This is a genomic window from Tistrella mobilis (assembly GCF_039634785.1).
GTDB classification, from domain to species: domain Bacteria; phylum Pseudomonadota; class Alphaproteobacteria; order Tistrellales; family Tistrellaceae; genus Tistrella; species Tistrella mobilis.
Map to the genome: position 1 here is coordinate 77406 of NZ_JBBIAB010000016.1, position 26984 is coordinate 104389.

Annotated in this window: 27 protein-coding genes; 18 read left to right on the top strand and 9 right to left on the bottom strand. The window is 68.8% G+C overall.

Features of this window, described 5'->3' with window-relative positions:
• Positions 1 to 73: 73 nt before the first annotated feature.
• Genes flgK through WI697_RS20255 form a run of 4 tightly spaced genes read right to left on the bottom strand, consistent with a single transcriptional unit; the run spans position 74 to position 4052 of the window.
• Positions 74 to 1885 (bottom strand): flagellar hook-associated protein FlgK, encoded by a 1812-nt coding sequence (gene flgK, locus WI697_RS20240; protein WP_062762575.1) that lies wholly within the window; start codon positions 1883 to 1885, stop codon positions 74 to 76.
• A gap of 31 nt (positions 1886 to 1916) precedes the next feature.
• Positions 1917 to 2438: a hypothetical protein gene (locus WI697_RS20245; RefSeq protein ID WP_345959728.1), complete on the bottom strand. Its 522-nt coding sequence runs from the start codon at positions 2436 to 2438 to the stop codon at positions 1917 to 1919.
• Positions 2439 to 2493: 55 nt separating this feature from the next.
• Entirely contained in the window at positions 2494 to 2877 is a 384-nt protein-coding gene (locus WI697_RS20250; protein WP_296718986.1) for a rod-binding protein, read from the bottom strand.
• An 11-nt stretch (positions 2878 to 2888) separates the two neighbouring features.
• Complete coding sequence (locus WI697_RS20255; protein WP_345959729.1) at positions 2889 to 4052, bottom strand: flagellar basal body P-ring protein FlgI; 1164 nt, start codon at positions 4050 to 4052, stop codon at positions 2889 to 2891.
• A gap of 339 nt (positions 4053 to 4391) precedes the next feature.
• On the opposite strand from WI697_RS20255, the gene WI697_RS20260 reads away from it, so the two are divergent.
• The 3 genes from WI697_RS20260 to WI697_RS20270 all read left to right on the top strand — a co-directional run bounded on the left by WI697_RS20260 (position 4392) and on the right by WI697_RS20270 (position 8400).
• Positions 4392 to 4820 (top strand): flagellar assembly protein FliX, encoded by a 429-nt coding sequence (locus WI697_RS20260; RefSeq protein ID WP_014744610.1) that lies wholly within the window; start codon positions 4392 to 4394, stop codon positions 4818 to 4820.
• A gap of 121 nt (positions 4821 to 4941) precedes the next feature.
• Complete coding sequence (gene dksA / locus WI697_RS20265; protein WP_014744611.1) at positions 4942 to 5358, top strand: RNA polymerase-binding protein DksA; 417 nt, start codon at positions 4942 to 4944, stop codon at positions 5356 to 5358.
• Positions 5359 to 5694: 336 nt separating this feature from the next.
• Positions 5695 to 8400 carry an ATP-binding protein gene (locus WI697_RS20270; protein WP_345959730.1) on the top strand — a complete coding sequence of 902 codons (2706 nt, stop codon included), beginning with the start codon at positions 5695 to 5697 and terminating at the stop codon, positions 8398 to 8400.
• 13 nt (positions 8401 to 8413) lie between these two features.
• Here the strand turns inward: WI697_RS20270 and flgH are convergent, their stop codons facing one another.
• The 4 genes from flgH to flgF form a co-directional block, all read right to left on the bottom strand.
• A complete protein-coding gene (gene flgH, locus WI697_RS20275; protein ID WP_062762566.1) occupies positions 8414 to 9208 on the bottom strand; it encodes a flagellar basal body L-ring protein FlgH in 795 nt (264 codons plus the stop codon).
• A 78-nt stretch (positions 9209 to 9286) separates the two neighbouring features.
• Positions 9287 to 10279, bottom strand: a complete 993-nt coding sequence (gene flgA, locus WI697_RS20280; RefSeq protein WP_345959731.1) for a flagellar basal body P-ring formation chaperone FlgA — start codon at positions 10277 to 10279, stop codon at positions 9287 to 9289.
• 48 nt (positions 10280 to 10327) lie between these two features.
• Positions 10328 to 11113: a flagellar basal-body rod protein FlgG gene (flgG, locus tag WI697_RS20285; protein ID WP_014744615.1), complete on the bottom strand. Its 786-nt coding sequence runs from the start codon at positions 11111 to 11113 to the stop codon at positions 10328 to 10330.
• A 48-nt stretch (positions 11114 to 11161) separates the two neighbouring features.
• Entirely contained in the window at positions 11162 to 11881 is a 720-nt protein-coding gene (flgF, locus tag WI697_RS20290) for a flagellar basal-body rod protein FlgF (protein WP_345959732.1), read from the bottom strand.
• Positions 11882 to 12268: 387 nt separating this feature from the next.
• Here flgF and WI697_RS20295 point away from each other — a divergent pair, with 387 nt between their 5' ends.
• The 14 genes from WI697_RS20295 (at position 12269) to WI697_RS20360 (ending at position 25007) form a co-directional block, all read left to right on the top strand.
• Positions 12269 to 12832: a flagellar basal body-associated FliL family protein gene (locus WI697_RS20295; protein WP_041604843.1), complete on the top strand. Its 564-nt coding sequence runs from the start codon at positions 12269 to 12271 to the stop codon at positions 12830 to 12832.
• Positions 12833 to 12887: 55 nt separating this feature from the next.
• Positions 12888 to 13994 carry a flagellar motor switch protein FliM gene (gene fliM / locus WI697_RS20300; RefSeq protein ID WP_014744618.1) on the top strand — a complete coding sequence of 369 codons (1107 nt, stop codon included), beginning with the start codon at positions 12888 to 12890 and terminating at the stop codon, positions 13992 to 13994.
• Complete coding sequence (locus WI697_RS20305) at positions 13991 to 14584, top strand: DUF6468 domain-containing protein (RefSeq protein ID WP_345959733.1); 594 nt, start codon at positions 13991 to 13993, stop codon at positions 14582 to 14584. The genes fliM and WI697_RS20305 overlap by 4 nt, the downstream gene beginning before the upstream one ends.
• A gap of 83 nt (positions 14585 to 14667) precedes the next feature.
• A complete protein-coding gene (locus tag WI697_RS20310; protein ID WP_014744620.1) occupies positions 14668 to 15483 on the top strand; it encodes a MotE family protein in 816 nt (271 codons plus the stop codon).
• Positions 15484 to 15506: 23 nt separating this feature from the next.
• A complete protein-coding gene (locus WI697_RS20315) occupies positions 15507 to 15893 on the top strand; it encodes a response regulator (protein ID WP_014744621.1) in 387 nt (128 codons plus the stop codon).
• A gap of 49 nt (positions 15894 to 15942) precedes the next feature.
• The gene (locus WI697_RS20320) at positions 15943 to 16605 is read left to right on the top strand and encodes a protein phosphatase CheZ (protein ID WP_062766235.1); all 663 of its coding nucleotides are present in this window, start codon (positions 15943 to 15945) and stop codon (positions 16603 to 16605) included.
• 50 nt (positions 16606 to 16655) lie between these two features.
• Positions 16656 to 17318, top strand: coding sequence for a flagellar motor protein MotB (locus tag WI697_RS20325; protein ID WP_062766232.1), 663 nt, complete (start codon positions 16656 to 16658; stop codon positions 17316 to 17318).
• On the top strand, positions 17315 to 18079 hold the full coding sequence (locus tag WI697_RS20330) for an OmpA/MotB family protein (protein WP_345959735.1): 765 nt from the start codon (positions 17315 to 17317) through the stop codon (positions 18077 to 18079). The genes WI697_RS20325 and WI697_RS20330 overlap by 4 nt, the downstream gene beginning before the upstream one ends.
• Entirely contained in the window at positions 18076 to 21237 is a 3162-nt protein-coding gene (locus WI697_RS20335) for a tetratricopeptide repeat protein (protein WP_345959736.1), read from the top strand. The genes WI697_RS20330 and WI697_RS20335 overlap by 4 nt, the downstream gene beginning before the upstream one ends.
• Before the next feature lie 141 nt (positions 21238 to 21378).
• The gene (locus tag WI697_RS20340; RefSeq protein ID WP_345959737.1) at positions 21379 to 22356 is read left to right on the top strand and encodes an RsmD family RNA methyltransferase; all 978 of its coding nucleotides are present in this window, start codon (positions 21379 to 21381) and stop codon (positions 22354 to 22356) included.
• Positions 22357 to 22359: 3 nt separating this feature from the next.
• Positions 22360 to 23187 carry a TrmH family RNA methyltransferase gene (locus WI697_RS20345; protein WP_345959738.1) on the top strand — a complete coding sequence of 276 codons (828 nt, stop codon included), beginning with the start codon at positions 22360 to 22362 and terminating at the stop codon, positions 23185 to 23187.
• Between the two features lie 24 nt (positions 23188 to 23211).
• Positions 23212 to 23472, top strand: coding sequence for a hypothetical protein (locus WI697_RS20350; protein WP_345959739.1), 261 nt, complete (start codon positions 23212 to 23214; stop codon positions 23470 to 23472).
• A 93-nt stretch (positions 23473 to 23565) separates the two neighbouring features.
• On the top strand, positions 23566 to 24177 hold the full coding sequence (locus tag WI697_RS20355; protein WP_345959740.1) for a TetR/AcrR family transcriptional regulator: 612 nt from the start codon (positions 23566 to 23568) through the stop codon (positions 24175 to 24177).
• A gap of 65 nt (positions 24178 to 24242) precedes the next feature.
• A complete protein-coding gene (locus WI697_RS20360) occupies positions 24243 to 25007 on the top strand; it encodes an SDR family oxidoreductase (protein WP_345959741.1) in 765 nt (254 codons plus the stop codon).
• A 22-nt stretch (positions 25008 to 25029) separates the two neighbouring features.
• On the opposite strand, the gene WI697_RS20365 is transcribed toward WI697_RS20360, so the two are convergent.
• Complete coding sequence (locus WI697_RS20365; protein WP_345959742.1) at positions 25030 to 25941, bottom strand: DMT family transporter; 912 nt, start codon at positions 25939 to 25941, stop codon at positions 25030 to 25032.
• Between the two features lie 157 nt (positions 25942 to 26098).
• Between WI697_RS20365 and WI697_RS20370 the strand changes: the two genes are divergently transcribed.
• Positions 26099 to 26977 carry a LysR family transcriptional regulator gene (locus tag WI697_RS20370; protein ID WP_345959743.1) on the top strand — a complete coding sequence of 293 codons (879 nt, stop codon included), beginning with the start codon at positions 26099 to 26101 and terminating at the stop codon, positions 26975 to 26977.
• Positions 26978 to 26984: the final 7 nt, after the last annotated feature.

Consider the following 26984-nt stretch of genomic DNA (forward strand, 5'->3'; position numbering starts at 1 on the left):
GAAACCTGCATCGAGAGGATCTGGCGGAACCGGCGGGGGCCGGGCGTCATGCTGAATGAAGGGGCCGGCCGGGTCAGTTGCCGACGATGTTGAGCAACTCGTCGAACATCTGCTTCGCGGTGGTGAGCACGCGGGCCGATGCGGTGTAGGCGTTCTGGAACACGATCAGGTTGCTCATCTCCTCGTCGATGTTGACCCCCGTGACCGAGGCATCGCGATAGGAGAGATCTTCCTTCAGGATGGCCGAGTCGCTGGCGCGGGTAGAGGCTTCGGCCGACACGCTCGCGATGTTGGAGATGATGCCCGAGGCATAGCCGGTCAGCGTGTAGTTGCCGCGGGCGAGCGACCCCACGCCGGGCATCGCCTGGGCGGTGTTGACACCGACCGCCAGCGCCTGGGCGTTGCGGTTGTCGCCCGAGGTGATGGCGACGTCGCCCGCAAGCAGGGCGGTGTCTTTCAGCAGCCCGGTCGCGACCCGGCCCGGATCGGCGACCACGGCCTTGGACACTTCGATCGTCGCGGCATCGTCGCCGTCGAACAGGTTGTTCAGCCCCAGATGATGCGACAGGCCGCGCACCGTGCCGTCGGTGTCGGTCACCTGGCTGGTGCTTTCCGACAGCGCGATGCCCGAGGCGGTCCCGGTGGCGGTCAGCGTGAATTTGCCGTCCACGATCGAGGCCGAGACATAGGGGCCGAGCGCGCTGGCATTGATGGTGTCGCGCAGGTCGCCGATGCTGGTGACGGTGGAGAGATCGATGTCGAGCGGGGGGGCCACCAGCGTACCGTCGGCTGCGACCGCGGCGATGCGGAAATTGCCGGTGGCCGAGAGCGGCGTGGTCGCCGCGACATCGGTCGAGCCGGTCAGCGACGAGGGTGCCGGCCAGCCGGTGCCCTGGTTGTGGATGGCGTTCATCCGCTCGACCAGATTGTCGGCCAGGGTGTCGAGCTGGCCGCTGAGCGCCGCCAGGTCCTTGTCGCGCACCTGCAGCAGGCCGGCGAGGTTGCCGCCCTTGATGGTGGAGGTGACCTGATCGCTGGTGCCGCCGGTCACCAGCACATCGCCGTCGTTCAGCTCTTCCAGCGTGTCGGGATCGACCGCCACCGCCTTGATCGGGCCATAGACGGCGTCGGCGCCCGGCTCCATCACCGGCGTATAGGTCAGCTGGCGCAGGCTTTCGTCCAGCAGGGTCTGGCCGGCGCCGGTATAGATCGCGATCCGGCCGTTGCTGCCGCTGACGATTTCAACGTCGATCTCGGCGGACAGGCTGGCGATCGCGATGTCGCGCTTGTCTTCCAGCTCGGATGCCGATTCGCCCAGCGCATTGGCGCGCTGGATGCGGGCGTTCAGATCATAGATCTGGCGCAGCGCCGCATTCGCGGCCTCGACCGAGTCGCCGATCTTCGCGTCGGTGTCGGCACGCACCTGGCCGACCTGGGCGGCATTGGTGTTCAGCCGGTCGGTCAGGGCCTTGGCGGACGAGACGAGATTGTAGCGCTCGCTGCCCGACTCGGTGGCGTTGGCGACCGATTCGAGCTGGGTGAGGAAGGCATCCAGATCGGCCGCGATCGAGTTGCTGCCGCCGACCTTGCCGAACATGCTCTGCACCTGATCCAGGATCGAGGCACGGGTGCTGTCGCGCGCCTCGTCGGAAGAGGCGCGGCGCAGCTCGGCACGCAGATAGTTGTCGACCTCGCGCTCGACGCCGGTCACCCGCACGCCCATGCCGTAGCCGCCGATGGTCGCCGATTCCTGGACGACCGTCTTGCGGGTATAGCCCGGCGTGTTGGCGTTGGCGACGTTCTGCGACGTCACCGACAGCCCCGCCTGGGCCGCGTTCAGGCCGGTGGTCGCGTTGCGGAAGGCGGCGTCGAGGGAGAGCGACATGGCGAAGGGCTCCGGCGGCTCGGGGTCTGGATCAGATGCTGGTGTTCACGCTGATCGCACCCGCCCGGATGGTGCCGGCGCGGCCTGCGGTGCAGGTGCGGCCATTGGCGCCATAGACGGTGGTGGGGGCCTGGGCCCGGACGATGGCGCTGCGCACCGCGCCCAGGATCCGTTCATTGAGCGAGCGGGCCGCCCCGATCCGGCGCAGGTTGTCCTTCACCGCCTCGGCGAAGCGCGGAGCGATGTCGCCCAGGCGCGCGAAATCCGGGGTCTGCCGCACCGCCGCCTGATCCTGCCGGCCGAGCAGGGCATAGAGCTGCTCGTAGCCGCGGCCCAGGCGCTGCTTGTCGCCCTGCAGCGCGCGCATCCGGTCCATGTCCTTGATCGCCAGCGCCGCGGTTTCCTCTTCCAGCACCCGGGTCAGTTCCTCGACCACATGGGCGAGATCGGCGACCAGGGTGGCGACTTCGGGATCCTGGCGGCTGGCGGCGGCACGAATGGCGGCGGCGAGGCCGTCCTGGCCGGCAGTGATGACGTCGGTGGGTGCGGGCATGACGGATCTCCGGGCAAAGGGCAGGGCGTTTCAGGGCAGCGTCGGGTGGCGGTCGTCAGGATTGGGCTTCCTGGATGCGGATCAACTGGTCGAGCACCTCGGCCGACAGGCCGATACCGCCGGCCTGGGCCATGGCCTGGCCGGTCTTTTCGGCCAGCATCGACTTCTGGAAGTCTTCCGCCGCCCGGGCGCCGGCGCCGTCGCCCATGCCGGGCATCAGATCGATGCCTTCCAGCATGGTCGACATCAGCCGCGACAGGAAAACGCCTTCCAGGGCTTCGGTTTTGTCGCGGGCCTTGTCGATGTCGATGCTGCGGCCGGTGGCCAGCTGGTTCAGCCGGCCGGTCTCGACGCGGCCTTCGGCATCGCGGCTCTGCGTGCCCGAAAAGGCGGAGGGGATGAGCGGGGTGGCAAGGGCACCGGAGCTGCTGATCGACATCTGACCGGTCCTCACATCACTTCGATTTCGGCCTGGAGGGCGCCTGCAGCCTTGATCGCCTGCAGGATCGAGATCATGTCGCGCGGGCTGATGCCGAGCATGTTCAGCCCGTCGACCAGTTCCTGCAGCGTGACCCCCTTGGGCAGTACGGCCAGCTTGCGATCCGCGCCCTGGTCGACCTGGATGTTGGTGCGCGGCACCACCGCGGTCTGGCCCTGGGAGAAGGGGCCGGGCTGCGAGACCTGCGGGGTCTCGGTGATCCGGATGGTCAGGTTGCCCTGGGCGATGGCGACGGTGTCGATCCGGACGTTCTCGCCCATCACGATGATGCCGCTGTTCTCGTCGATCACCACCTTGGCGACCTGGTCGGGCTGGACGCGCAGCTGTTCGATCTGGGTCATCAACCCGGCGACGTCGCCCTGCCACTGCGCCGGCACCTGCACCCGCACGCTGGCGGGATCGGTCGCCTTGGCGATGGCGCCGCCCATATAGGCATTCACGGCAGAGGCGATGCGCTGGGCGGTGGTGAAATCGGGGTTGCGGAGCGCGATCGTCACCTGATCGAGCGAGTCGAAGGCGAAGGTCACCTCGCGCTCGACGATCGCGCCGCTGGCGATCCGGCCCACCGTCGGCACGCCCTGGGTGACCGAGGCGCCCTGGCCCTGGGCCGAGAAGCCGCCGACGGCGACCTGGCCCTGGGCGACGCTGTAGATCTCGCCATCGGCGCCCAGCAGCGGGGTGACCAGCAGGGTGCCGCCCAGAAGCGAGCTGGCATCGCCGATCGCCGAGACCCGCACATCGACCCGGCTGCCCTGGCGGGCGAAGGGCGGCAGGTTGGCGGTGACCATCACCGCCGCCACATTGTCGGTGCGGAGGCGCGATCCGCGGCTGTTGACGCCCAGCCGTTCCAGCATCGCCACCAGGCTCTGCTCGGTGAAGGGGGCGTTGTTCAGGCTGTCGCCCGTGCCGTTCAGGCCCACGACCAGACCGTAGCCGACCAGCAGGTTGTCGCGCACGCCTTCGATATCGGCGATGTCCTTGATCCGCGACTGGGCCAGCGCCCCGGTCGGCAGGGTCATGGCCGCCACGGCGACCAGCGACGCCGCGAACACGGCGCGGATCGCGCGGAAGGCGCGGCGCGGGCGGTCATGGGTCAGATGGCGGGAGGCGGACATGGGCGGATCTGCTCCGGTTCGGGGGGCTTCGCTTCGCCAGTGCAGATGCGAGAACCGTGCCAGGACCGAAGCCTTTGCCGTGTCGTGGTTTTTGTGGTGCGACCCGGGCAGGGCGGGCAGAAGCGGCCACGGGGGTCGCGGCAAGCGCTGCATGGTGCCCGGCAGAAACTGCCGGGTTCCCGCTGCAACAGCGGGCCGCCTGATGACCGCTTGCCGCCGGGGCTTGGCACCCGGCACATGCACGCCGATATACAGATGTGGGTGCCGGTTGTTATAAACGTCGTATGCAGCCCGCGGTCCCCGGTGGGACCGCTTCAGGCAGTGGAGGCTGACGAGGCAATGAAGGTCACAGGCGTCGGTACCGGCGCGCCCGCATCCAAGAGCCGTCGGACCCAGGGTCGCAGCGGCAGCTCCGACGATTTCGCGAGCCGCGTCGACGACGGAGGTGAGACCCGCTCGACCGCGGCGCCCGCCAAGGCGGGGCCGCTGACCGCCATGGACGCCCTGCTGGCATTGCAGGGTGTGCCGGGCCGCGGCGAGGATGCCGATCGTGATGCGGCCGAGCGCGGCGGCCAGATGCTCGACCTGCTGGACGACATCCGCCTGGGTCTGCTGGACGGGCGGGTGCCGAAGGCGGCGCTCGGCCAGCTCCGCAGCCTGGTCGATGCCGAGCGCGGCAAGGTCTCCGATCCCCGTCTGGCAGAGGTTCTGGCCGAGATCGACGTTCGTGCTGCCGTCGAGCTTGCGAAACTCGATCGTATCGGGTAACTACAGGCCCGACCGGACGGGCCGCCGTGTTCCCCCGCGGGCCGGCCGCCAACCGGAACGCGAGCGACCACCTGCCCGCGGCCGTATCGTGGGTGGATGGCCTCTCTGAGGGGAGACCAGGATGGCTGTCACGCTGCCGCCCGACTACTTGCCGTCCGAAGACGAGCCGTTCATGAATGATCGGCAGGTCGAGTTCTTCCGCCGTCGCCTTCTGGCATGGCGCGAGGAAATCCTCCGGGAATCTTCGGAAACGCTGCGCAACCTGCAGGAAGACAGCCTGCAGGAGCCGGATATTACCGACCGTGCCTCGGCAGAGGCCGATTGGTCGATCCATCTGCGCACACGCGACCGTCAGCGCAAGCTGATTTCCAAGATCGATGCCGCGCTGAAGCGCATCGAGGATGGTTCCTACGGCTATTGTGAGGAAACGAGCGAGCCGATCAGCCTGAAGCGGCTGATCGCACGGCCGATCGCGACCCTCAGCATCGATGCCCAGGAACGCCACGAGCGCCGCGAGCGCAGCTATCGCGACGACTGACCGCGGGGCCACGCACCGGAAGCGGGGCATGTCGTGGCCCTGCAACCGCCAGAACGTAAGGGGCGCACCGATGCCGGGAACATCGGTGCGCCCCTTATTTTTTCTGAGCGCGGCCCATATTCCTGAACGTGACCCGATATTCTTGAGCGTGACCGGGAAACCATATCTGCTGAAGGGTGGTCGGGCGACGGCTGTGATGCCATAGTCGTGTAACGGTTGCATGCGGGAAGGGGGATGGTCCCGCAGGGCAGGTGCCGGGAACACGTGGGGGACGTGGCTGCCGATGGACGGTCGTGCATGGCCTTAACCGGGCCGACGGGGGAATCCGATCCGACGATGTCGATGGCCGATCCGACGATCGCGATGGAGCGGCGGCGTCGGCGTGAGCGCCGCTGGCTGATCGTCGTGGCCTCGCTCGGCGTCGTCTTCTCGATCGTCGTCTGGTCGATCGCCCGACATGACCGGCTTCAGGCCAGCCGGCACGCTTTTTCCGAGATCGCGACGGCCACCGCGGCCGCCATGGCGCTGGACATCGACCGCCATATCGGTGTGGCCGACGATCTTGCGGCCCTGTTCGCCTCGTCCAACGAAGTCTCGGCCGACGAGTTCGAACGCTATGTCGTCTCGGCCCGCAGGCGTGCGCCGGCGATCAGCGCTCTGGCCTGGTATCGCGGCCAGATCGTCTCGCCCCTGCGGGAGGTGCCGCCGACCCCGGGGGAGATGCTGCCCCATGACGTGGATCTGATGGCGGCGCGGCTGGAGCGGCAGGTCCTGGTCCAGGCGCGGGATGTGGCCGGGCCCGAGGACGAAACCGGGCAGCTGTCGAGCGGTCCGCCCGTGGAGCCGTCGGTCATGACGCGGCTGGTGGAACGGGCCCTGTTTTCGGGCGCGACGGCGGTGGAACCCTTCGGTCATCCGGATGCGAGCGGCCCGGTCACCGGGCTGCTGTTCGCGATTCCGGTCCGCACCGGCGGCAGGGTCGGCGGGCTGGACGTGGTGATCGGCCTGATCGACGCCATGCGGCTGGTCGACGATGTCGGCCGGCGCACCGACGATCTGACCCGCGCCGGCAAGCTCAGCCTGCGGCCGATCGAGCGCCTGCCCTCGGCTGCCGCCGTGTCACCGAGAATTTATGACCGCATGCCGGAAGGATCCGATCCCTCGGCCTGGACCCGGGTCCGGGCGGTGGAGGTCGGCGACCGGCTGTTCCGGATCAAGATCGCGGCCGGCAGCGACATGCCCGGGCGCTGGACGATCGAAGTGCCGGCGCTGGCCGTGCTGCTGGCCGGCTTTGCCGTGACCGGCATGGCTGCCGGGCTGCTGCGGCGCACCCAGCGGCGCGCTGCGATGCTGGAAGACGCGCGGGCGGGCAATCTGGCCACCCTGCGTCAGCTGGAGGCCGAAATCATGGCCCATGACGACACCGAGCGGCGGCTGGTGGAGACGGTGGAGCGCCTGGCGATCAGCGAGCGCCGCTTCCGCAGCACTTTCGATCATGCGGCCGTGGGCATCGCCCATCTGAGCCCGGCCGGCACGATCGAGCGCAGCAACAGCCGCTTCGCCACCATTTTCGGCCTGTCGACCCAGACCCTGCGCGGGCGGCGGGTGGATGATTTCGTCCATCCCGACGACCGCCCGGACTGGACGGTCGGGGTGACCGCCCTGCTTTCGGGGCAGACGGATGTGCTGTCGACCGACTGCCGGGTGATCCGCGCCGGCGAAGCGATCTGGCTGCGGGTGACGGCAAGCCTGGTGCGCGACACGCTCGCGGGCGGCGACGACCGCCTCAACCACGTCATCATCGTGGTCGACGACGTGACCGAGCAGACCGTGATGATGCGCCGGTTGAGCCTGAGCGAGCGCAGCCTGGCCTCGGCCCAGCGCGTTGCCGGCCTCGGCATCGTCGAATGGGATCCGGCGACGGATACGGTGTGGTGGTCGGCCGAAACCTACCGGCTGTTCGATCGTCCGCCCGCTTCCGGCCCGCTGCCCTTCGAACGGCTGGCGGAATATGTCGTGGCCGAAGACATGGCGCTGCTCGACCGGGCGCTGGCCCATACGGTGGAAAGCGGCGCACCGCTGCGCATGGATCTGCGCATCCGCCGTCCGGGGGAGGAGCCGCGCTGGCTGCGGGTGGAAGGCGCCATGGAGGTGGATGGCGGCCGGCGGGTGCTGCTGGCCGCCCTGCTGGACGCCACCGCCGACCGGGTCGCCGCCCAGACCCTGCGCCGCGCCAAGGAACAGGCCGAGGCTGCGAACGAGGCCAAGTCGATCTTCCTGGCCAATATGAGCCACGAACTGCGCACGCCGCTGAATGCGATCATCGGCTTTACCGAAGCCATGCTCGGCGGGCTGGGCGGCGCGCCGTCTGACCGGCATCGCGGCTATCTGGCCGATGTGCTGTCGGCCGGCCGGCATCTTCTGGGGGTGATCGAGAGCATTCTGGACCTGTCGAAGATCGAGGCGGGCAAGGCCCGGCTGGATGAAAGCCATGCCGATCTGGGCGCCATCGGCCGCGAGGCGGTACGGCTGATCACGCCGCAGGCGGAGACGCGCGGGGTGGAGGTTTCTCTCGACCTGCCCGATCCGGCGCCGGTGGTGCTGGCCGACCGGCTGAAGCTCCGCCAGCTGGTGCTGAACCTGCTGTCGAATGCGGTGAAGTTCAGCGACACCGGCGGCGCCGTCTCGCTCTCGGTCGTGCGGCGCAAGGAAGGCGGTGTGATGCTGGAGGTCGTGGATGACGGCATCGGGATGGACCCCGAGCAGATCGCCGTCGCCCTGCAACCTTTCGAGCAGCTGGCGGCGGGGCGCGGCCGGGGCGGCGGCACGGGGCTCGGCCTGCCGCTTGCCCGTGCGATCGCCGAACTGCATGGCGGCCGGCTGGAGATTTTGAGCCGCCCGGGCCTCGGCACCACCGTGCGGGTGACCCTGCCCGCAGAGCGCACGCTGGGCCTGGACGGTGCACCCGAGCCGCCGGTCGCGGCCAGAAAGCCGACGAGCCCCGGAGATCTTCCCCCGGGGCCCGCCGGCCGTCTGCATTGATCTGCCGCCCGGGTCAGAAGGGCAGCAGGATGTCCATGACCTGGGTGCCGTAGCGCGGCTGCTGCACGTCCGAGATCTGGCCGCGGCCGCCATAGGCGATGCGGGCCTCGGCGATCTTGTCGTGCGGGATGCTGTTGTCGCCGGCAATGTCTTCCGGCCGGACCACGCCCGCCACCAGGATCTCGCGGACCTCGTAATTCACCCGCATCTCCTGGCGGCCGTTGATGACCAGATTGCCGTTGGGCAGGATCTGGGTCACCACCGCGGCGATCGAGATCGCGACCGCTTCGGTCCGCTGCACGCCGCCCTGGCCGACATTGCTGGTCGACGAACCCAGATCGACCAGGCTGCCCGGATCGATCGGCTCGGCCAGCACCTTGCCCAGCTGGTTTTCGACACCGAAGAAGCCGTCGAGGCCGATCTTTTCGCTGTTGGTGCGCGACCGGTTGGTGCGGTTGTTGATCTGGGCGCGATCGTTGATCGTGACCTTCACGGTCAGGATGTCGCCGACCTGCTTGGCGCGCTGATCGTCGAAGAAGGCGCGGGCGCCGGCCTTCCACAGCGAGTTGGGCGCGCGGCTGTCGGTGCGCACCGGCGGCATCGGCATCGAGACCGGCTTGTAGCCTTCCGTCTGGGTCGGGTTGTTGATCGGCGAAAGGTCGGGTGCCTTGCCGATGTTTGCAATGCGCTCACCGGCATTGCAGGCGCCGAGGGCGAGGGCCAGGCCGAGGACGGCGACATGGGCGCCACCGAAGCGGCGGCCGGTCCGGGCAGGGGCAGAGGTGCGGGGGGTGCGGGCCGTCGTCATGATGCGGTCCTCGGATCTCGGGAAGCCTGGGAAGGGAAAGTCTGGGAAGCTTAAGTTTGGGAATGGGGAGAGGCTCGGTCAGTTGCGTGCCAGGCTGGGGCCGGCGTCACCAACTTCCAGCGTGCCGTCGGGGGCGACCCGGCCGTAGACGGTGTTGCGGCTGCGCGGGTTCAGCACCCGGACGGTCTCGCCTTCGCCGCCATCGTCCAGCGCCTGGCCCTGGGCGGTGAGCACCAGACCGCCGCGGCGGAAGATCATGGTGACCATCTCGCCCTTGCGGATCAGCTGCGGGGTGCCGACGTCGCGGGCCATCAGCGGCCGGCCGGGATAGCCCGGGCGGCGCAGGGCCTGGCCGATCAGCTGGTTGGGGTCGGTGACCTGCTGGTTGGTCAGCCGGCGGCGTTCCACCTCGATCAGGTCGATATCGCCCGGGCCGATGATGGCGCCGCGCGCCAGCCGTTCCCGCAGCACCGGAACCGAGACCACCGCGGTCGCGCGTCCGGCGGCCACCACCACCAGCGGCGCCAGCCCCTCGCCCTGATCGACCTCGATCCGGGCCGAGAAGCGCTCGCTGCGCGGGTCGTAGATGAAATCCGCCAGGCGCGGCATCACCTCAAGCCCTTCGGCCACGATGACCTCGGGGGCGCGGCCGGTATAGTCCAGCCGGTATTCGTCGGCCATGCCGGCACCGGGCGCCCGGTCGAGCGCATCGGTGATCAGCGCGTCGATCTGCTCCCGCGGGATGCGCTGGCCCCGGCGGGTGATGGTCACTTCTTCCGTGCCGGTCGACGGCTGCCAGGCAATTTCTGCCCGGCGGGCCATGCCGTCCAGCTGGCGGGCATTGATGGTCATGCTCTCGCCGGGGGCCGGGGCCGGAAAGGCGATCAGGCTGCCGGTCTCGGGCGCCAGACCGTCGAACAGATCGGACAGGCGGACCTGGGCGCTGCCGACATCCGATGCGGCACGCAGAATGACCCCGGCCATGGCCGGGACCACGGCAACGCCGGCAAGCAGCAGGCCAAGGCCGGCGGCGCGGAGATGACGGGTGAGGCGGGCGGTGGGGCGGGTCATGGCGGCCGGGCTCCGGTAACGGAAGAGGCGGAAGAGGACGGGAGGCAATCAGCGCAGCTTGGTGACGGTGGAGTACATCTCGTCCGAGGCGGTGATGACCTTGGAATTCATCTCATAGGCCCGCTGGGCGGTGATCAGGTTGGTGATTTCCTTCACCGGGTCGACGTTCGAGCGCTCGATATAGCCCTGCAGCAGGGTGCCGTAGCCGGCGGTGCCGGGCACGGCATTGGCGGGCTCGCCCGAAGACGGGGTCTGGGCGAAGAGGTTGTTGCCCAGCGCCTCCAGGCCGCCTTCGTTCGGGAAGATGGTCAGTTCCAGCTGGCCGACATTCTGCGGATCCACCTGGCCGGCCAGCTTCACCTGCACCTCGCCCGTCGGGTTGATCGAGATTTCGGTCGCCTCGGCCGGGATCACGATCTGCGGCTGAACGGTGAAACCGTCGGCGGTGACGATCGCGCCCTGGGGCGACAGCTGGAAAGAACCGGCGCGGGTATAGGCATCGTCGCCATTGGGCAGCGCCACCCGGAAATAGCCGTCACCCTGGATCGCGAGATCGAGCGGGTTGTCGGTGACCTCCAGCGGGCCCTGCAGGGTGATGCGGTAGACCGAGGCGGTTCGCACGCCCAGGCCGATCTGCACGCCCGACGGCACGATCGTGCCCACATCCGACGAGGCCGAGCCCACGCGGCGCTGGTTCTGGTAGAGCAGATCCTGGAATTCCGGGCGCCGCACCTTGTAGCCGGCGGTGTTCATGTTCGCGATGTTGTTCGCGATCACGTCGACATTGGTCTGCTGGGCGACCATGCCAGTGGCTGCGATGCTGAGCGATCTCATCTGCCTGGCCTCTCTCTTCCGATCCTGTACGTCCTGGGGTCAGCCGGCTCAGGCCTGACGGAGAATGCGCTCGACGGCGCGGCGCTGGTTGTCGTGTTCGGTGTCGATGACGTTCTGGGCGGCCTCGAAGGCGCGCAGCAGCGTCATCATCCGGGTCATCTCCACCACCGGCTGGACGTTGGAGCCTTCGATCATGCCCTGCACGACCTTGGGCTCGTCGACGTCCTGCGGCTGCGAATCGGTGGCGTAGAGGCCCGACTGGGTCTTGCGCAGCAGGTATTCGCTTTCGAAATTCACCACCCGGATCTGCGCCACCGGGCCCGCATCGGTTGCCACCGTGCCGTCGGTGCCGACCCGGATCGGGCCGTCGTTCAGCGGCACCGTGATGGTGCCGCCACCCGCCGCCGTGACCGGGTCGCCGGTCACGCTGACCAGCCGGCCGTCGACATCGGTCGAGAACTTGCCGTTGCGGGTGTAGCGGGGGCCGAAGGGGGTTTCGACCTGGAAGTAGCCGTCGCCCTCGATCATCACGTCCAGCGGCGCGCCGGTCTGGATCGGCCGGCCCTGGGCCAGGTTGCGGACGACCGCGACGTCGCGGGCGAAATGGGTCTTGGGCGCATCGGACGGATCGTGGAGGAAATCGGTGAACATCATCCGCTCGCCGCGATAGGCCGTGGTCTCCGCGTTGGCGATGTTGTTCGCCACCAGCTCCAGCTCGCGGGCCATCGTCATCTGACGCGACAGGGCGACATAACTGGTGTTCTGCATCGGATCGGCCTCGAAACGCTCTGCTGCCGGCATCCCGGCGGGGTCGCCGAACCTCTATGCAGATGGCGTGCCAAACTCGTAAGTCATTGAAAGATATGAAAGTTGATGGATGGATCTGCGGCAGGAAGCCGAACCTGCCCCTGCCGGGCGGCAGGATCTGCGGGTCGACCGCCGGTCGGTCCGGAAAAAATTGCCGGTCCGTGGTGCAGCGCAAGAGCTTGTTAACCGTGTTCCGATTAGGGTACGGCTGAACGGTGGAGAGGACGGCCGCGCCTGCGGATCGGACCGCACCGGGGCTTGCAGCTCCGTCAGAGGCGGACGATCTCGTATATCAGAGGCATGTGCCCGGATCTCCGACGGGACGGACAGAAGCGGGAAGCTTGGAAGATGGCTGACGAGGCAGTCGGTATGGACGGCGAGGGCGAGGGGAAGAAGAAGGGCGGCAAGAAGCTGATCCTCTTCATCCTGCTCCCCCTTCTGCTGATCGGCGGTGGCGGAGCCGCTGCCTTCCTGACCGGCATGATAGGTGGCGGCGGCGAGGAAGCGGCCCATGCGGAGGGCGATGCGGCCGGGCACGGCGCTGCGGCCGCCGCCGGCGGCGGCCATGGCGCGGCCCCGGCCGGCCAGCAGGCCCGCGATCCGCTGACCGCGGTGTATTACGATCTCCCTGAAATGCTGGTGAACCTGAACACCGGCGGCAAACGTGTGAGTTTCCTTAAGCTGAAGGTTTCCCTCGAACTCCAGAAGCAGGAAGATACGCCCCTGGTCGAAAAAGTGCTGCCGCGCATCATCGACAGCTTTCAGGTCTATCTGCGCGAAATGCGCGTCGAGGATCTGAGCGGGTCTGCCGGCATCTACCGCCTCCGCGAGGAGCTGCTCGACCGGGTGAACGTGGCGGCCCGGCCCGTCGTGGTGAACGACGTGCTGTTCCGCGAGATGCTCGTCCAGTAGGCGGCGGGCGGCGGGGCCCCGGCCACGCCGCCTCTGCCGGAAGGAGACCAGGTCCATGGCCGATCCCAACGACGAAGACGGCAGCCCCGACGAAGACGCCATCGCCGCCGAATGGGAAGCGATGATGGCGGCCGAGGGCTCCGGCGAGGGCGGCGGCGACCAGGGCGATGTCGATGCGCTCTTCGCCGAAGAGGGCACGCGTGCGCTCAGCCAGGACGAAATCGACAGCCTGCTGGGCTTCGACCAGGGCGATGAGGGCGACGAGGAACGTTCGGGCATCCGGGCGATCATCAACAGCTCGCTGGTCTCTTACGAACGTCTGCCGATGCTGGAGGTCGTGTTCGACCGCCTGCAGCGGCAGATGACCACCTCGATGCGTAACTTCACCTCGGACAACGTCGAAGTCTCGCTCGACAGCACCTCGTCGATCCGCTTCGGCGACTATCTGAACTCGATCCCGTTGCCGGCGATGATCGCGGTGTTCAAGGCCGAGGAATGGGACAATTACGGCCTGGTCACCGTCGACAGCTCGCTGATCTATTCGATCGTCGACGTGCTGTTGGGTGGCCGGCGCGGCACCACGATCATGCGGATCGAGGGCCGGCCCTATACGACCATCGAGCGCAACCTGGTCGAACAGATGATCCGGGTGGTGCTGAACGACCTGTCCGCGGCCTTCGATCCGTTGAGCCCGGTGAACATGAAGTTCGAGCGGCTGGAGACCAACCCCCGCTTCGCGACCATCGCCCGCGGCGCCAATGCCGCGATCGTGGCGCGGTTCCGGGTGGATATGGAGGATCGCGGCGGGCGACTGGAGATCCTGATACCCTATGCGACCCTGGAGCCGGTGCGCGAGCTGCTGCTTCAGATGTTCATGGGTGAGAAGTTCGGTCGCGATACGATCTGGGAGACTCATCTCGCTCAGGAGCTGTGGTATACGAACGTGACCGTCGAGGCTCTGCTCGACGAACAGACCCTGACCCTGGGCGAGGTGATGAGGTTCAAGGTGGGGACCACCCTGAAGCTGAATGCACGGCCGAATTCCGATGTGCTGGTGCGCTGCGGCAGTGTGCCGCTGGCGCGCGGCCGTCTGGGGCGGGTTATGGATAACATCGCGGTCCAGCTCAAGGACAGCGTGCGCAAGTCGAAGATGACACGATGAGCTTCAGCCTGGGCATGATTCTCGACGTGACGCTGGTGGTGCTGCTGGGCGCCACCATCGGCTATTGCGTTGCCCTGCACCGGCGCCTGGGGGAGCTGCGTGCCGCCCAGAGCGAACTGCCCAGACTGATCGACAATTTCATCGAAGCCACCCGCCGGGCCGAGGCCGGCATCGCCGGGCTGAAGGCGGCCAGCGCCGCCACTGCCGACGAGATCGGGCCCAAGCTGGGCGAGGCGCAGGTCCTGCGTGAGGATCTGGCCTTCATGATCGACCATGGCGGCAAGCTGGCCGACCGGCTGGAAGCCGCCGTCCGGGTGGCGCGGGTGGAGGCACAGAGCCGTGCCGCCGCCCCCCTGGCCTCCGCACGGCCCGAACCTGTCGAGCGGGGCGGGCCGGCTGATCGGGGCGGGCCGGGCCGGCGCAACGGCGCCGCCGAGCCCCAGGCCCATGATTTCGACGACGAGGACGACGACCGGCCGTTGCGCGCGGAGCGGCCGGCGGCGACACCCGAACCCGCACAGCCGCGCGCCCAGCGCAGCCGCGCCGAAACCACGGCCGCGATCCTGCGCATGCTGAAGGGGGGTGACTGATGGCCTCTCTGATCCGCAGGCGGCGGACGACGGCGCCTGCACCACAAGCCGCTGCCGCGAACCCGAGGCCGAGCGTTGCCGCCGTGCAGCGCCGCTCGGGCCCGCTTGGCCTGCGTTTGCTGCCGGCGACGATCTTCGTGGCGGCCTTGATGCTGTCGGTGCGCGTGGTCGACATCTTCGACGGCCGGGATCCGGCGGTGGAGATCGGTGTCGGCGGCGCGCCCGCCGAAGCGCAGGCCGTGCCGCCGACCCCGCCCGAGGGCAAGCCCGGCACCGAGGGGGGCGCTGCCCCGGCTGAGGCCGCGCCGGCCCAGCCTGCCGCGACCGAGCCTGCACCGGCACCCGACCGTCCGATCGCGACCGACGCCTTCCGCACCCCCGACGTCCCATCGGGGAGCGAGGGGTCCGAGCCGATCGACGTGAGCAAGCTGACCCGCGGCGAGGTGGCCGTGCTGCAGCGCCTGTCCGAACGTCGCCGCGAGCTTGACGAACGTCAGTCCCGGGTCGACGAGCGCGAGCGGCTGCTGGCGGCGATGGAGACCCGCATCGACGACAAGATCGCCCAGCTCCGTTCCATCCAGACCGAGATCGAGTCCCTGCTCGGCAAGGTCAGCGAGGCACAGGAGAGTGAATATCAGCGCCTGGTCCGCATCTACGAGGCGATGGAGCCCGAAGATGCCGCCCGGATCTTCCAGGGCCTGGACCTGCCGGTGCTGATGCAGGTGATGGAACGTATGAAAGAGCGCCGCACCGCGCCGATCCTGGCCCAGATGGACCCGGTCCGCGCGCGTGAGGTGACGACGGAACTCGCCGAGCGGCGCAAGCTGCCGCCCGGCGCAGAAGGTGCAGTGGAGGGCGGGACGCTCGCAACCCCGGCTGCTCCCGGAAACGGCAACTGAAGAACGAACGGAGTTGGACCCTTATGAGTGTCGACCTCAACATGCCGATCCTGATCGTCGACGATTACAAGACGATGCTGCGGATCATCCGTAACCTGCTGAAGCAGCTCGACTTCGTGAACGTCGACGAGGCGACCGACGGCGGCATGGCCCTGCGCAAGCTGCGCGAGAAGAAGTATGGGCTGGTCATCTCCGACTGGAACATGGAGCCGATGACCGGTCTCCAGCTGCTCAAGGAAGTGCGCAAGGACGTGAAGCTGAAGGACACCCCCTTCATCATGATCACGGCCGAAAGCAAGACCGAGAACGTGCTGGCGGCCAAGGAAGCCGGCGTGAACAACTACATCGTGAAGCCGTTCAACGCCGAGACGCTCAAGTCGAAGCTTGTTGCGGTCCTCGGGCCGTTCTGATTTCAGGCGGGTTCCGGTCCTTTCGCAGGCTCATCGGGAGCACCGTGCTATGAACGTCAAAGGCAATCTGCGTGCCGACCTGCAGCAGCGTATCGATACGCTGCGTGCCGAACGCGGCGAGAACGTGCAGCTCTCGGAAGTGACCGAAGTGGTCGAGGCGCTGCTCGGCACGATGGATGGCGACATCACCGCCCAGGAGCTGCAGCTCTACGGCGAACTGAACGAACTCGCGACCTACATCCAGCGTGCCAAGCTCGAAATCGCCGAGCTGAGCCCGCATGAGATCCGGACCGATCACATCCCGTCGGCCACCGACGAGCTGGATGCCATCGTGGGCGCGACCGAGGTTGCGACCAGCAACATCCTGGATGCGGTCGAGACCATCGAGACCGCGCTCGACGGCATGGAAGGCGAGGCTGCCGACCGGATGCGCGATCAGGTGACCCGCATCTACGAGGCCTGCAACTTCCAGGACGTGACCGGCCAGCGCATCGGCAAGGTCGTCAAGACGCTGAAGTATATCGAGATCAAGATCGACGCCATGATCTCGGTCTTCGGCGATATGGGCGAGGCGGAGAAGGCCCCGGCCGACCCGTCGCACAAGACCTGGAAGGACGTGGTCTCGCGCGTCGACGACGATCAGACCCTGGAAGGGCCGGCGTCGAACGACGATGCGATCCGCCAGGAAGACATCGACGCGCTGTTCGATTGAGACCAGAGGCTCAGATGCTGCGATCGGCGGGAAGCTGAGGGAGACGGGGAATGGAGGATGAGGCGCCACGCCCCAAGCGGCGGCACGCCGACGGCAACGTGGCCCTGTATCTGGGGCTCTACCTCATTCTCCTGTCCTTCTTCATCATGCTGAACGTGATCTCCAAGGTCAGCGAAGAGAAGGTTCAGTCGACGGTCGACAGCCTGCAGTCGACCTTCGCCTCTTCGACCGCCACCGACGGCCGGCTCGACCGGATCGCGATCCTCTATGGCCCGGGCAATATCTCGGAAGCCTTCCGCACCGCCCTGTTCGAACTGCTGCAGGCGGCGATCCCGCGTGCCCGGGTGCAGGCCTTCGACAATGGCAACGTGCTGCAGGTGCGCGTGCCCATGGACGAGGTCTTCACCGAGGGGGAGCCCCGGGTGCGGCCGCGGGTTTCGGACCTGCTCGACCGGGTGAGCGATCTGCTCTCCACCCGCGGGCCCGAGGTGCGCGAGGTGACCTTCGGCCTGCCTCGCGGCCCGGGCGGTGATGTCGACCGGCAATCCCTGCTCCGCGCCGGGGTGCTGGCCCGCACCGCCGTCGCCTTCGGCATGCCCGAACGGATCCTGGCGACCGGTGTCGGCGACCACCGGGACCCCGAACTGGTGATCGAGTTCCGCGCCGGATCCCCGCCGCAGATCGACCCTCAGGGCGGGGGGGCCGCACAATGAGCGGCCTGGACGATCCGATGGGCGTCGATGGTGCCGGGGGAGAGGACGGACCGGTCCATGGCGAGCCGGCCAAGGCCGACTGGATGTACACATTCGCGGATCTGGTCTCGCTGCTGCTGACCTTTTTCGTGATGCTGTTCGCCATGTCCTCCCTTCAGGACGACCGTTTCCAGGAGATCGCAAGCTCGCTCGGCGCGCGGCTGAACCTGACCCAGGCGGTGCCGGCCCCGCGGCCCTCGGCCTCGGTCGACATGCCGAGCGTGCTGATCCCGCGGGCGGTGGATCTGGATTATCTGCGCCGGATCATGACCGCCAAGCTGGCCCAGCTGCCCATGGCGGAACGCATCCCGGATCTGGAACTGCGGCGCGAGAACGGCCGGGTGGTGCTGTCCCTGCCGGCCGACAGCCTGTTTCAGCCAGGCAGTGCCGAACTGGTGCCGGGCGCGCGCCGGGTGCTGTTCCTGCTGGGTGAAAGCCTGTCGGTTTTCGCCAACCGGGTGAGTGTCGAGGGCCACACCGATCCGATCCAGATCCAGAACGACCGCTATCCGTCCAACTGGGAACTGTCGATCGATCGTGCCGCTTCGGTCGCACGGGCCTTGCGCCAGAGCGGGTACACGAAGACGATAGCGGTCTATGGTCACGGGTCTTCGCGGTTCGACGATGTCGATATCCGCCTGCCCAGGGACGAACGCTATGCGAAGAGCCGGCGGGTCGACGTGCTGATCGACGAACCGGAAGCGGAGGGCTTCGGATCGTGAGGGATCTGAAGGGAGGGTACGGGCCCGTAACGCGGCTGACGGTCGCGCTGGCGGTGGCGGCAGGGTTGTGCCTGCCGTCGATGTCCCCCCGTGCCTTCGCCCAGCAGGCGCCTGCCGCCGCCGCGGCCCGGCCGGACGGGGCGGCCGCGCAGACCCTGCCGTCCATCCGCGTGCGCACCGGTCTGCACCCCACTTTCGGCCGCATCGTCTTCGACTGGACCGGCCGTGTCGGCTATGAGGTGAAGGTAGAGGGCAATGCTCTCACCATCGTCTTTCAGGAGCCGGTGACGATCGATGTGACCGACGTGCCGGTGCGCCTTGGCCGCTATGTCGCCGCGGCGGCGGTGGAGACCGGCAACGGGCGCACCGCGGCGGGGTTTACCGTCAAGGCCGATGCCCGCATCCGCCATTTCTATGTCGGCAATCGTGTGGTGATCGACATCTACGAACCCGCCGACGCCGCGGCACGCGCCGCCGGGCGGGAGCCGATCGCCGACATCGCGACGCTGGTGGGCGAGAGCCCGACCCCTGCGACCCCCACGCCGACGCCGACGCCTGCCGTGCCCGACGGGCCGGTGCCGCCGGTTCAGATCCAGACCGCGCCGGGTGCGGCGCCGGGCGGTGCCGACAGCTCGGGAACCGCGCCGGCGACCCCCGCTGCCCCCGGCCCTGCGACGCCTGCCCCTGCCGGTGGCCTGCCGGGCCTGCTGCCCGGTTTTCAGGCCGGCACCGGCAGCACCGAGGCCTCGGGTGTCACGATCATCACCACGCCCGCCGATCGTGGTGTGGTGATCGATTTCGACTGGGGTGGCAATGCCCCGGCCGCAGTGGTGTTCGAAGCCTATGATGCCATCTGGATCGCCTTCGACCGGCCGGCCAATGTCGTCACCGAAAGCCTGACCGGGCCGTCGGCGGGGCAGATCGAACGGGTGCTGGTGGTCGACAATCCCGACCGGGCGCTGGTGCTCCGGCTCGACACCCGGCCGGGGCTCCGACCGCATGTCCGCCGCGACGAGGGGATCTGGCGGGTGCGGCTGCTGGAAGACGCCCCCTTGCCCGACCAGCCGCTGACGGTGGCCGGCGGCACCACCGGCGGGCTGGTGGTGGATGGCAGCGATGGTGCAGCACCGCTCAACGTCACCGACCCGGTTTCGGGCATCCACATGATTCTGGTGCCGATCCGTGCCTCTTCGCGCGGGGTGGTCCCGACCCGGAAATTCGTGCCGTTCGAACTGCTTGAAACCGCGCAGGGCGTCGCGATCCGGCCGCGGCCGGATACCCTGCCGGTTGCCAGCCGTCGCGACGGTGTGGAGATCGGCGGTGGCGGCGGCCTGCCGATTTCGGCCGAGGCTCTGGCGCCGGCCGCCCTGCCGCCGGCCCCGTCGGCCCCGGTGCAGGAGACCGACACCGAGGCGGCCCGGCTGATGACCGAAATGGCGATCGGCGGCCGCGATCCGTTCGATTTCGCTCGCTGGGTGCGGACCCCGGATCTGATCACCGAGACCCGCCAGGCCCTGCAGCAGGCGATCGTGTCGGTGGCGCCGCCGCTGCGCACCGGGCCGCGGCTGACGCTGGCCCGCTTCCTGCTGGCCAATGGCTTCGCGGCCGAGGCGGCGGGGGTGATCGAAACCGCGATCGCCCTGGAACCGGGCGTTGCCGACCGGGTGGACGTGGTGGCCCTGAAGGGGGCGGCGGCCTATATGCAGGGGCATTACGACGAGGCCGAGACCGCCTTCAACGATCCGCGCTTCGACCAGGACCCCGGCTATGCGCTGTGGCGCGCGGCGGTGGCGGCCGGGCGGGAACGCCATCAGCAGGTGGGCGAGTATGCCTCGGGCGGCGTGAAGGTGCCGGCCGATTTCCCGGAAGCACTCAGGGTGCGGATGCTGGTCCAGATCGGACAGTCGGCGCTGACCAGCGGCCGGCTGGAGATCGGCCGCGAGATCCTGGACAACCTGTCGTCGATGAACCTGTCGCCATCCGACCGGGCGATGACCGATTATCTGTCGGGCCTGGCCGACAAGGCGGCCGGCAATCCCGAGGCTGCCATCCAGCGCTGGCGCGCCATCGCCGACCAGGGCATCGATCGCAAGGTCTCGGTTCTGGCCCGCCTGGCGCAGATCCAGACCGAGGTGGAGACCGGTGCGATCACCCCATCCGACGGGGCGGCGGCGATCGACAAGCTGCGCTTCGACTGGCGGGGAGACGAGATCGAGCTGCACATGCTGCAGCTTCTGGGCGAGATGCACGAAAAGGCCGGCAACTACCATGATGCGCTCGCCGCCTGGAAAGAGGCCGTGACCTATTATCCCGACGCCCCGCAATCGGCGGCGCTGGCCAAGCGCATGAGCGACACCTTCTCGTGGCTGTTCGTCGATGGCGGCGCCTCGAAACTGGCGCCGCTGGATGCGCTGGCCCTGTTCTACGACTATCGGGAACTGACCCCGGTGGGCGAACGCGGCGACGAGATGATCCGGATCATGGCCGACAAGCTGGCCGCGGTCGATCTGCTCGACGAGGCCTCGGAACTGCTCCGCCATCAGGTCGCCTTCCGGCTGAGCGGCGCCGACAAGTCGCGGGTGGGCGCCCGGCTGGCGCTGATCCGCCTGCTGGACAACGACCCCGCCGGTGCGCGCCAGGCCCTGCAGGACAGTGTCACCGCCGACATGACCCCGTCGCTGATTGAACAGCGCCAGCGGCTGGAGGCGCGGGCGCTGGCCGATCTGGGCGAATATCCCGGCGCCTTCGCGGCGATCCAGGGGGATGACGGCGCCGAAGCCCGTCGGCTGCGGGCCGAATTCAACTGGGCCCAGGAGAAATGGGGCGATGCGGCCACCGCCTATCGCCATGTCATCGAGCCGGTGCTGAACAGCCCCGACGCCCGGGTCGACGACGTCACCGCGCGCGAGGCGCTGAAGACCGCGGTTGCGGCCGTGCTGGCCGGCAATGACGAGCTGCGGCGCGAGCTGCGCCAGAAGCTGGGCCAGCGCATGGCCGGTACCACCGTCGCCGGTGCCTTCCGTTTCGTGACCGACCCGATCGCACGGCCGGAAAGCGCCGATTTCCGCGCGGCCCTGTCGCAGGTCGGCAGCTATGAGAGCTTCCTTGCCGCCTATCGCCAGCAGGTCGCGACCCAGCGTCTCAGCACGATCAACTGATCGGGGCACGCCCCCCTTGATCCCGCCTGCCGCTTTGCGGTTCCGTCTGCCGCGGCGAGGCTTTAGGATGCGCGCCTCCGGTCCCGGGCCGTCTGCCGCCGGGATCGCATGTCCTGTCCCTGCCGGAGCTTCGTCCGCATCTTGTCCGCGCCCGCCGATCCGTCCCGCAATCCCGCCTGGCCCTCGCCTGAGCTGATGATCACCGAGGGCTGGGCCGATTACGCCCTGCTCGACAGCGGTTATGGCCGCAAGCTGGAGCGTGCCGGCCGGATGACCGTCATCCGTCCCGAGCCTCAGGCAATGTGGAGCCCGGCGCTCGACGAGGCGGCGTGGGAGCGGGCGGATGCGATGTTCGATGCCGATCGCAGCTCGGAAGACGAGGGCGGCCGCTGGCGCTTCGCCCGCGACGACATGCCCGAGACCTGGCCGATGAGCTTTGACGGCGTCGGCTTCCTCGGCCGGTTCACGCCCTTCCGGCATCTGGGCTTCTTTCCCGAACAGGCGACGCAATGGGCCTGGATGCTGCCACGCATCCGCGCGCGGGTCGCCGCCGGCGGCCCGCCGCCGCGGCTGCTGAACCTGTTCGGCTATACCGGTGTCGCCTCGCTGCTGGCCGCATCGGCCGGGGCGGAGGTCGTGCATGTCGATGCCTCGAAAAAGGCGATCCATCAGGCGCGCGAGAACCAGGCCGCAGCCGGCCTCGACGATCTGCCGATCCGCTGGCTGGTAGAGGATGCCCGCCGCTTCCTGGCGCGCGAGGTCCGTCGCGGCAACACCTATGACGGCATCCTGCTCGATCCGCCCAAATATGGCCGCGGCCCCAAGGGCGAGGTCTGGAAGCTGTTCGACGATCTGCCGCCGATCCTGGCCGATGTCGCGGCCGTGACCGCCCCCGATGCCATGTTCGTGATCCTGACCGCCTATGCCACGCGCCTTACCTCGGCGGCGCTGGCCGGGCTGATGACCGAAACCATGGGCCGGCTGCAGGGGCGGGTGTTCTGCGGCGAGATCGCCACGGCCGAACTCTCGGCCGGCCGGGTGCTGCCCACCGCGCTCTTCGCCCGCTGGATGTCCGATACGGCGCTGACGGCCGAGCCCGCCGCCCTTCGCGGAGCCTGAGACATGACCTTCGAAATCGATGCGAGGCCGGTGAGCAGCCTGTCCAATCCGGCGGTGAAGCGGCTGGCTGGGCTGCACCTGAAGAAGAACCGCGAGGCGACCGGCCTGTTCCTGGTCGAAGGGCTGCGGGCGGTGATCGAAGGCGTGGAACTGGGCTTCACGCTGGACGAGGTGGTCTTCGTCGACCGGCTGCGCGATCTGCCGCCCGGGCGGCGGCTGGCGAAGCTGATCGCCGGCACCGGCGCCCGCGCGCTGGAGGTGACGCCCGAGGTTCTGGTTAAGATCGCCCGGCGCGACAACCCGCAGACCGTGATCGGCGCCTTCCGCCGCCGGGAATTCACCCTGGCCGACGTCCGGCCCGAACCCGGTGCGCTGTGGGTGGTGCTGGAAGGGATCAAGGATCCCGGCAATCTGGGCACGGTGCTGCGCACGCTGGATGCGGTGAAGGGGGCCGGGGTCATCCTGGTCGGCGACACCTGCGACCCCTGGTCGGTGGAAGCGGTTCGTGCAACCATGGGCTCGCTGTTCGTCAACCGCATCGTGCGTGCCCCGATGGCGGCCTTCCTGGACTGGCGCCGCGGCTGGACCGGCACGGTGGTGGGAACCGCGCTCACCGCAGCGGTGGATTACCGCCTGGTCGACTACCGGCCGCCGCTGCTGCTGATGATGGGCAATGAACAATCGGGCCTGCCGCCCCAGATGGTGGAGGCCTGCGACCGGACGGTGAAGATTCCGATGCTGGGTCGGGCCGACAGCCTCAACCTTGCGGTATCCACCGGCATCATGCTTTACGAGGTCGTGCGCTGCCGCCAGCCGCTGGCGGAAAGCTGACCGGGCAAGCGGAAGGACCAGCAGATGACCGAGGCCGCCACCCGCCGCGCCTTTGCGGCCCTGGCCCTGCCCGGGGCGATCGATCTTCTGACCGCTGCCGCCGAAGGCCGGCCGCTCGGGCCCTCGGCGGTGCGGGATGCCCTGCTGGATGCCGGGCTGCTGGTCGGGGCGGAAGACGGCGGCTTCAGGCCGGCGCGTGTGGTGCTGCTTGACCTCGCCGATCTGATCACCGCGCCGCTGACGGCGGGGCAGGATCCCGGTTTTGCCATCCCGCGAATGGGTTAGGCCCCAGATCGACCCGCGTGCCGCAGCTGCTTGACGGCCTGAGACGACCGGTCATATTGTTCGATCAATCCTTCCGCCCCCGGGGTGACCGCCATGCCGCGAACCAAGGACAGCGCCGATATTCCGAACCATCTGCTGAAGGCGGGGCGCGATCTGTTCTGGCGCGACGGCTATAACGCCACCGGCATCCTGCAGATCACCGAGACCGCGGGCGTGCCCAAGGGCTCGTTCTACAATCACTTCCCCAGCAAGGAAGCCTTTGCGGTCGCGGTGATCGGCCAGTATGGCGACCATCTGCAGCGGTCGTGGGATGCGATGGTCGCCGCCGCCCCGCCGGGGGCGCAGGCCACCATCGCCCATGTCTTCAACGAGATGATCGCCTGGCACGAGCGCGCGCCCGACCGGCCCGGCTGCCTGATGGGCAATCTGGCGGCCGAGATCACGCTGTCGAGTGAGTTGTGCCGCGAGGCGCTGCAGGCGGCGCATCTGGCCTGGCGCGGCCGTCTGGCCGGGCTGATCCGCGAGGGGCAGGACAAGGGGGAGCTGCGCCGCGATCTGCCGGCCGGGCTGCTGTCGGGGCTGATCTGGGATGCCTGGGAAGGCGCGCTGCTGCGCATGAAGCTGGAACGCTCGGCGGAGCCGGTCCGGCAGAGCATGACATTGCTGCTGGGGCAGCTGCTCTGGCCCCATCATCAGGCTGCCTGACATATCATAACGACAAGACGGCCATAACGACAAAACGGCCACAACGACAAGACGGGAGGAACAGGATGACGCAGCGCCTGTCAGGCAGGGCCGCGCTGGTGACCGGCGGCGGTGGCGGGATCGGTCGTGCCACCGCACTCGCTTTTGCCCGCGAGGGCGCGCGGGTCTGTGTCGCCGATATCGACGCCGCCGCCGCCGCGGCGACGGCGGATGCGATCATGGCCGGCGGCGGCGAGGCCTTCGGGCTGGCGGCCGATGTCCGCCATGGCGACCAGGTTAGCCGGATGGTGGCGCAGGCGGTGGCACGCTTCGGCCGGCTGGACATCGCCTTCAACAATGCCGGCATCGAGATCGAAACCGGCCCGCTGGTGCGCAGCGACGACGAGATCTATCAGCGCCTGATGGATGTGAACGTCAAGGGCGTGTGGCTGTGCATGAAGCACGAGCTGGCGCATATGCTGGATCGCCCGGGCGGCGGGGCGATCATCAACACCGCCTCGGTGGCCGGACTGGTCGGCGCGCCGGGCCGCGCGCTTTATGCCGCCAGCAAGCATGCGGTTCTGGGCATGACCAAGAGTGCGGCGGTAGAGAACGGTCGCAAGGGCATCCGGATCAATGCGGTCTGCCCCGGGGTCATCCGCACCGACATGATGGCCCGGGCGGTGGAGCGCCGGCCAGATCACGAGCCGCTGATGGCGGCCATGCACCCGATCGGCCGGGTGGGGGAGGCAGAGGAGATCGCCAATGCGGTGGTCTTCCTCGCCTCGGACGACGCGGCCTTCGTTCTGGGCCATGCCCTTACGGTCGATGGCGGCATGACCGTGATCTGACAATGACAATGGCCCGGCGGGGTCAGCTGCGGCCGAGCCGCACCCCCGCGGCCGAAAGGGCGATGCCGGCCAGCATCAGGGGGGTGATCGGCTCACCCAGCAGCAGCCAGGCCATGATGGCGGTGGCAGAGGGCACCAGGAAGAACAGCCCGGCCGCGCGGGCAGCCGCACCACGCCGCATCAGCGCGCCCAGGATTGCGATCGCGGCGATCGAATTCACCAGGGCCAGCCAGACCACCGCGCCGGTCACCTCGGCGGTCCAGACCATGTGGCCGGTTTCCAGCAGCAGGGCGGCGGGCACCAGGACCAGCCCGCCGGCCGCCGTCTGCACCATGCCGGCCAGCCTGAGGTCAAGCCCGGCGCAGAACCGCTTCTGCCAGAGCGAGCCGAAGGAAAGACCGGCGAGCCCCGCCGCCACCAGCAGATAGGCGTGGAGCGGTGCCTGGCCCGGATCCCCCAGGCGCTGCCCCACCACCAGACCGACACCGGCCACCCCGAGCGCCAGCCCCGCCAGATGCCGCCGCCCCGGCCATTCGCCCAGAAACGGCCCGGCGGCCACCGTCACCACCACCGGCATCAGCCCCATGATCAGCGCCGCCGTGCCCGCCGGCACGCCGGCCGCCATGCCGCCATACAGCCCGCCGAACTGCAGGCCGTGCATCAGCAGCCCGGTGACGGCGGCATGGACCAGCAGCATCGGCCGTGCCGGCCGCCGGATGCGCAGGGCGGCGACGATGCCGGCCATCACCAGGGTGGCGAGGGCGAAGCGGATCACGCTCATCGTCAGCGGCTCCAGCCCGCGGAGTGCGATCGCGCCGCCGATATAGCCGGTGCTCCACAACAGAACGAAACCCGCCGGCATCGTCCGGTCGATCAGGGTGGGGGCGACCGGGACGGGGGTTGGGGCCTGGGTATGCGATGCGGTGCGGATCATGGCGCATCCTCTGGAGGGCGGGGCAGGGCCGTTCATGCGGCACCGCCCGATGGAGAACACGCGCAGTGTGGTTCCCAAGGTAAGCGCTTGTAAAATCGAATGGCGTGATCCACCCTATCACGCTCCGTTATAGGTATTCCCAGCGACAGGCCGCCGGATGATCCGCCCCGATCTCGACATCACCCTGCTGCGCTGTTTTCTGACGGTGCTCGACGCCGGCGGTTTCGCCCGCGCGGCCAGCCTGCTCGGCCGGACCCAGCCGGCGGTCAGCCAGCAGATCCGGCGGCTGGAAGATCTGCTGGGCCATCGGCTGATCCAGCGTGCCTCCCCCGGGCGCAGCCAGCCGCCGCAGCCGACGGCCGCGGGGGAACGGTTGGCCGAACAGGCCCGGCGGCTGATTGCGCTGCATGACGGGCTGGTGGCCGATATGCTGGGGCTGGAGGAACTGCCGGCCACGCTCAGGCTGGGCGTGCACCAGCATGCCAGCGACGAGATCCTGGGACGGCTGGTTGCAGAAGTGGCGCGGCTGCGCCCCGGCACCGGCCTGGACCTGCGCATCACCCATAATGCCCAGCTGACGGCAGAGATTGCCGCAGGTGAGCTTGATCTGGCGCTGCCACTGGCGGTCGTGATGGATGGTGCAGGGCAGGATGGAGGGGCCGGGCACGAGGGGGCGCTGCCGGTTTCGATCGACTGGCGCGGGACAAGCGAGGCAGGAGGCACCACGGCGCTGCCTCTGATCGCCTTCCGGCCACCCTGCATCTTCCGGCAGGCAGCGATTATGGCGCTCGGGCGTGCCGGCCGGCGCTGGCGGCTGGTTCACGAAGCGACCGATGCCCGTTCCCTGGCGGCGGCACTGTCGGCCGGTCTGGGCGTTGCCGCCGTTCCCGATGTCGGGCGCTATGACGACATTCCCCATGCTCCGGCCGGGCTTGGCCTGCCGCCCCTGCCGGGGGCGATGCTGCGGCCGCTGGCAGCACCAGGGCTTGGTGCCGATCTTGTCGCCGCCCTTGCCGGGCTGGCGGCCGGGCGCTGAGCCGCGG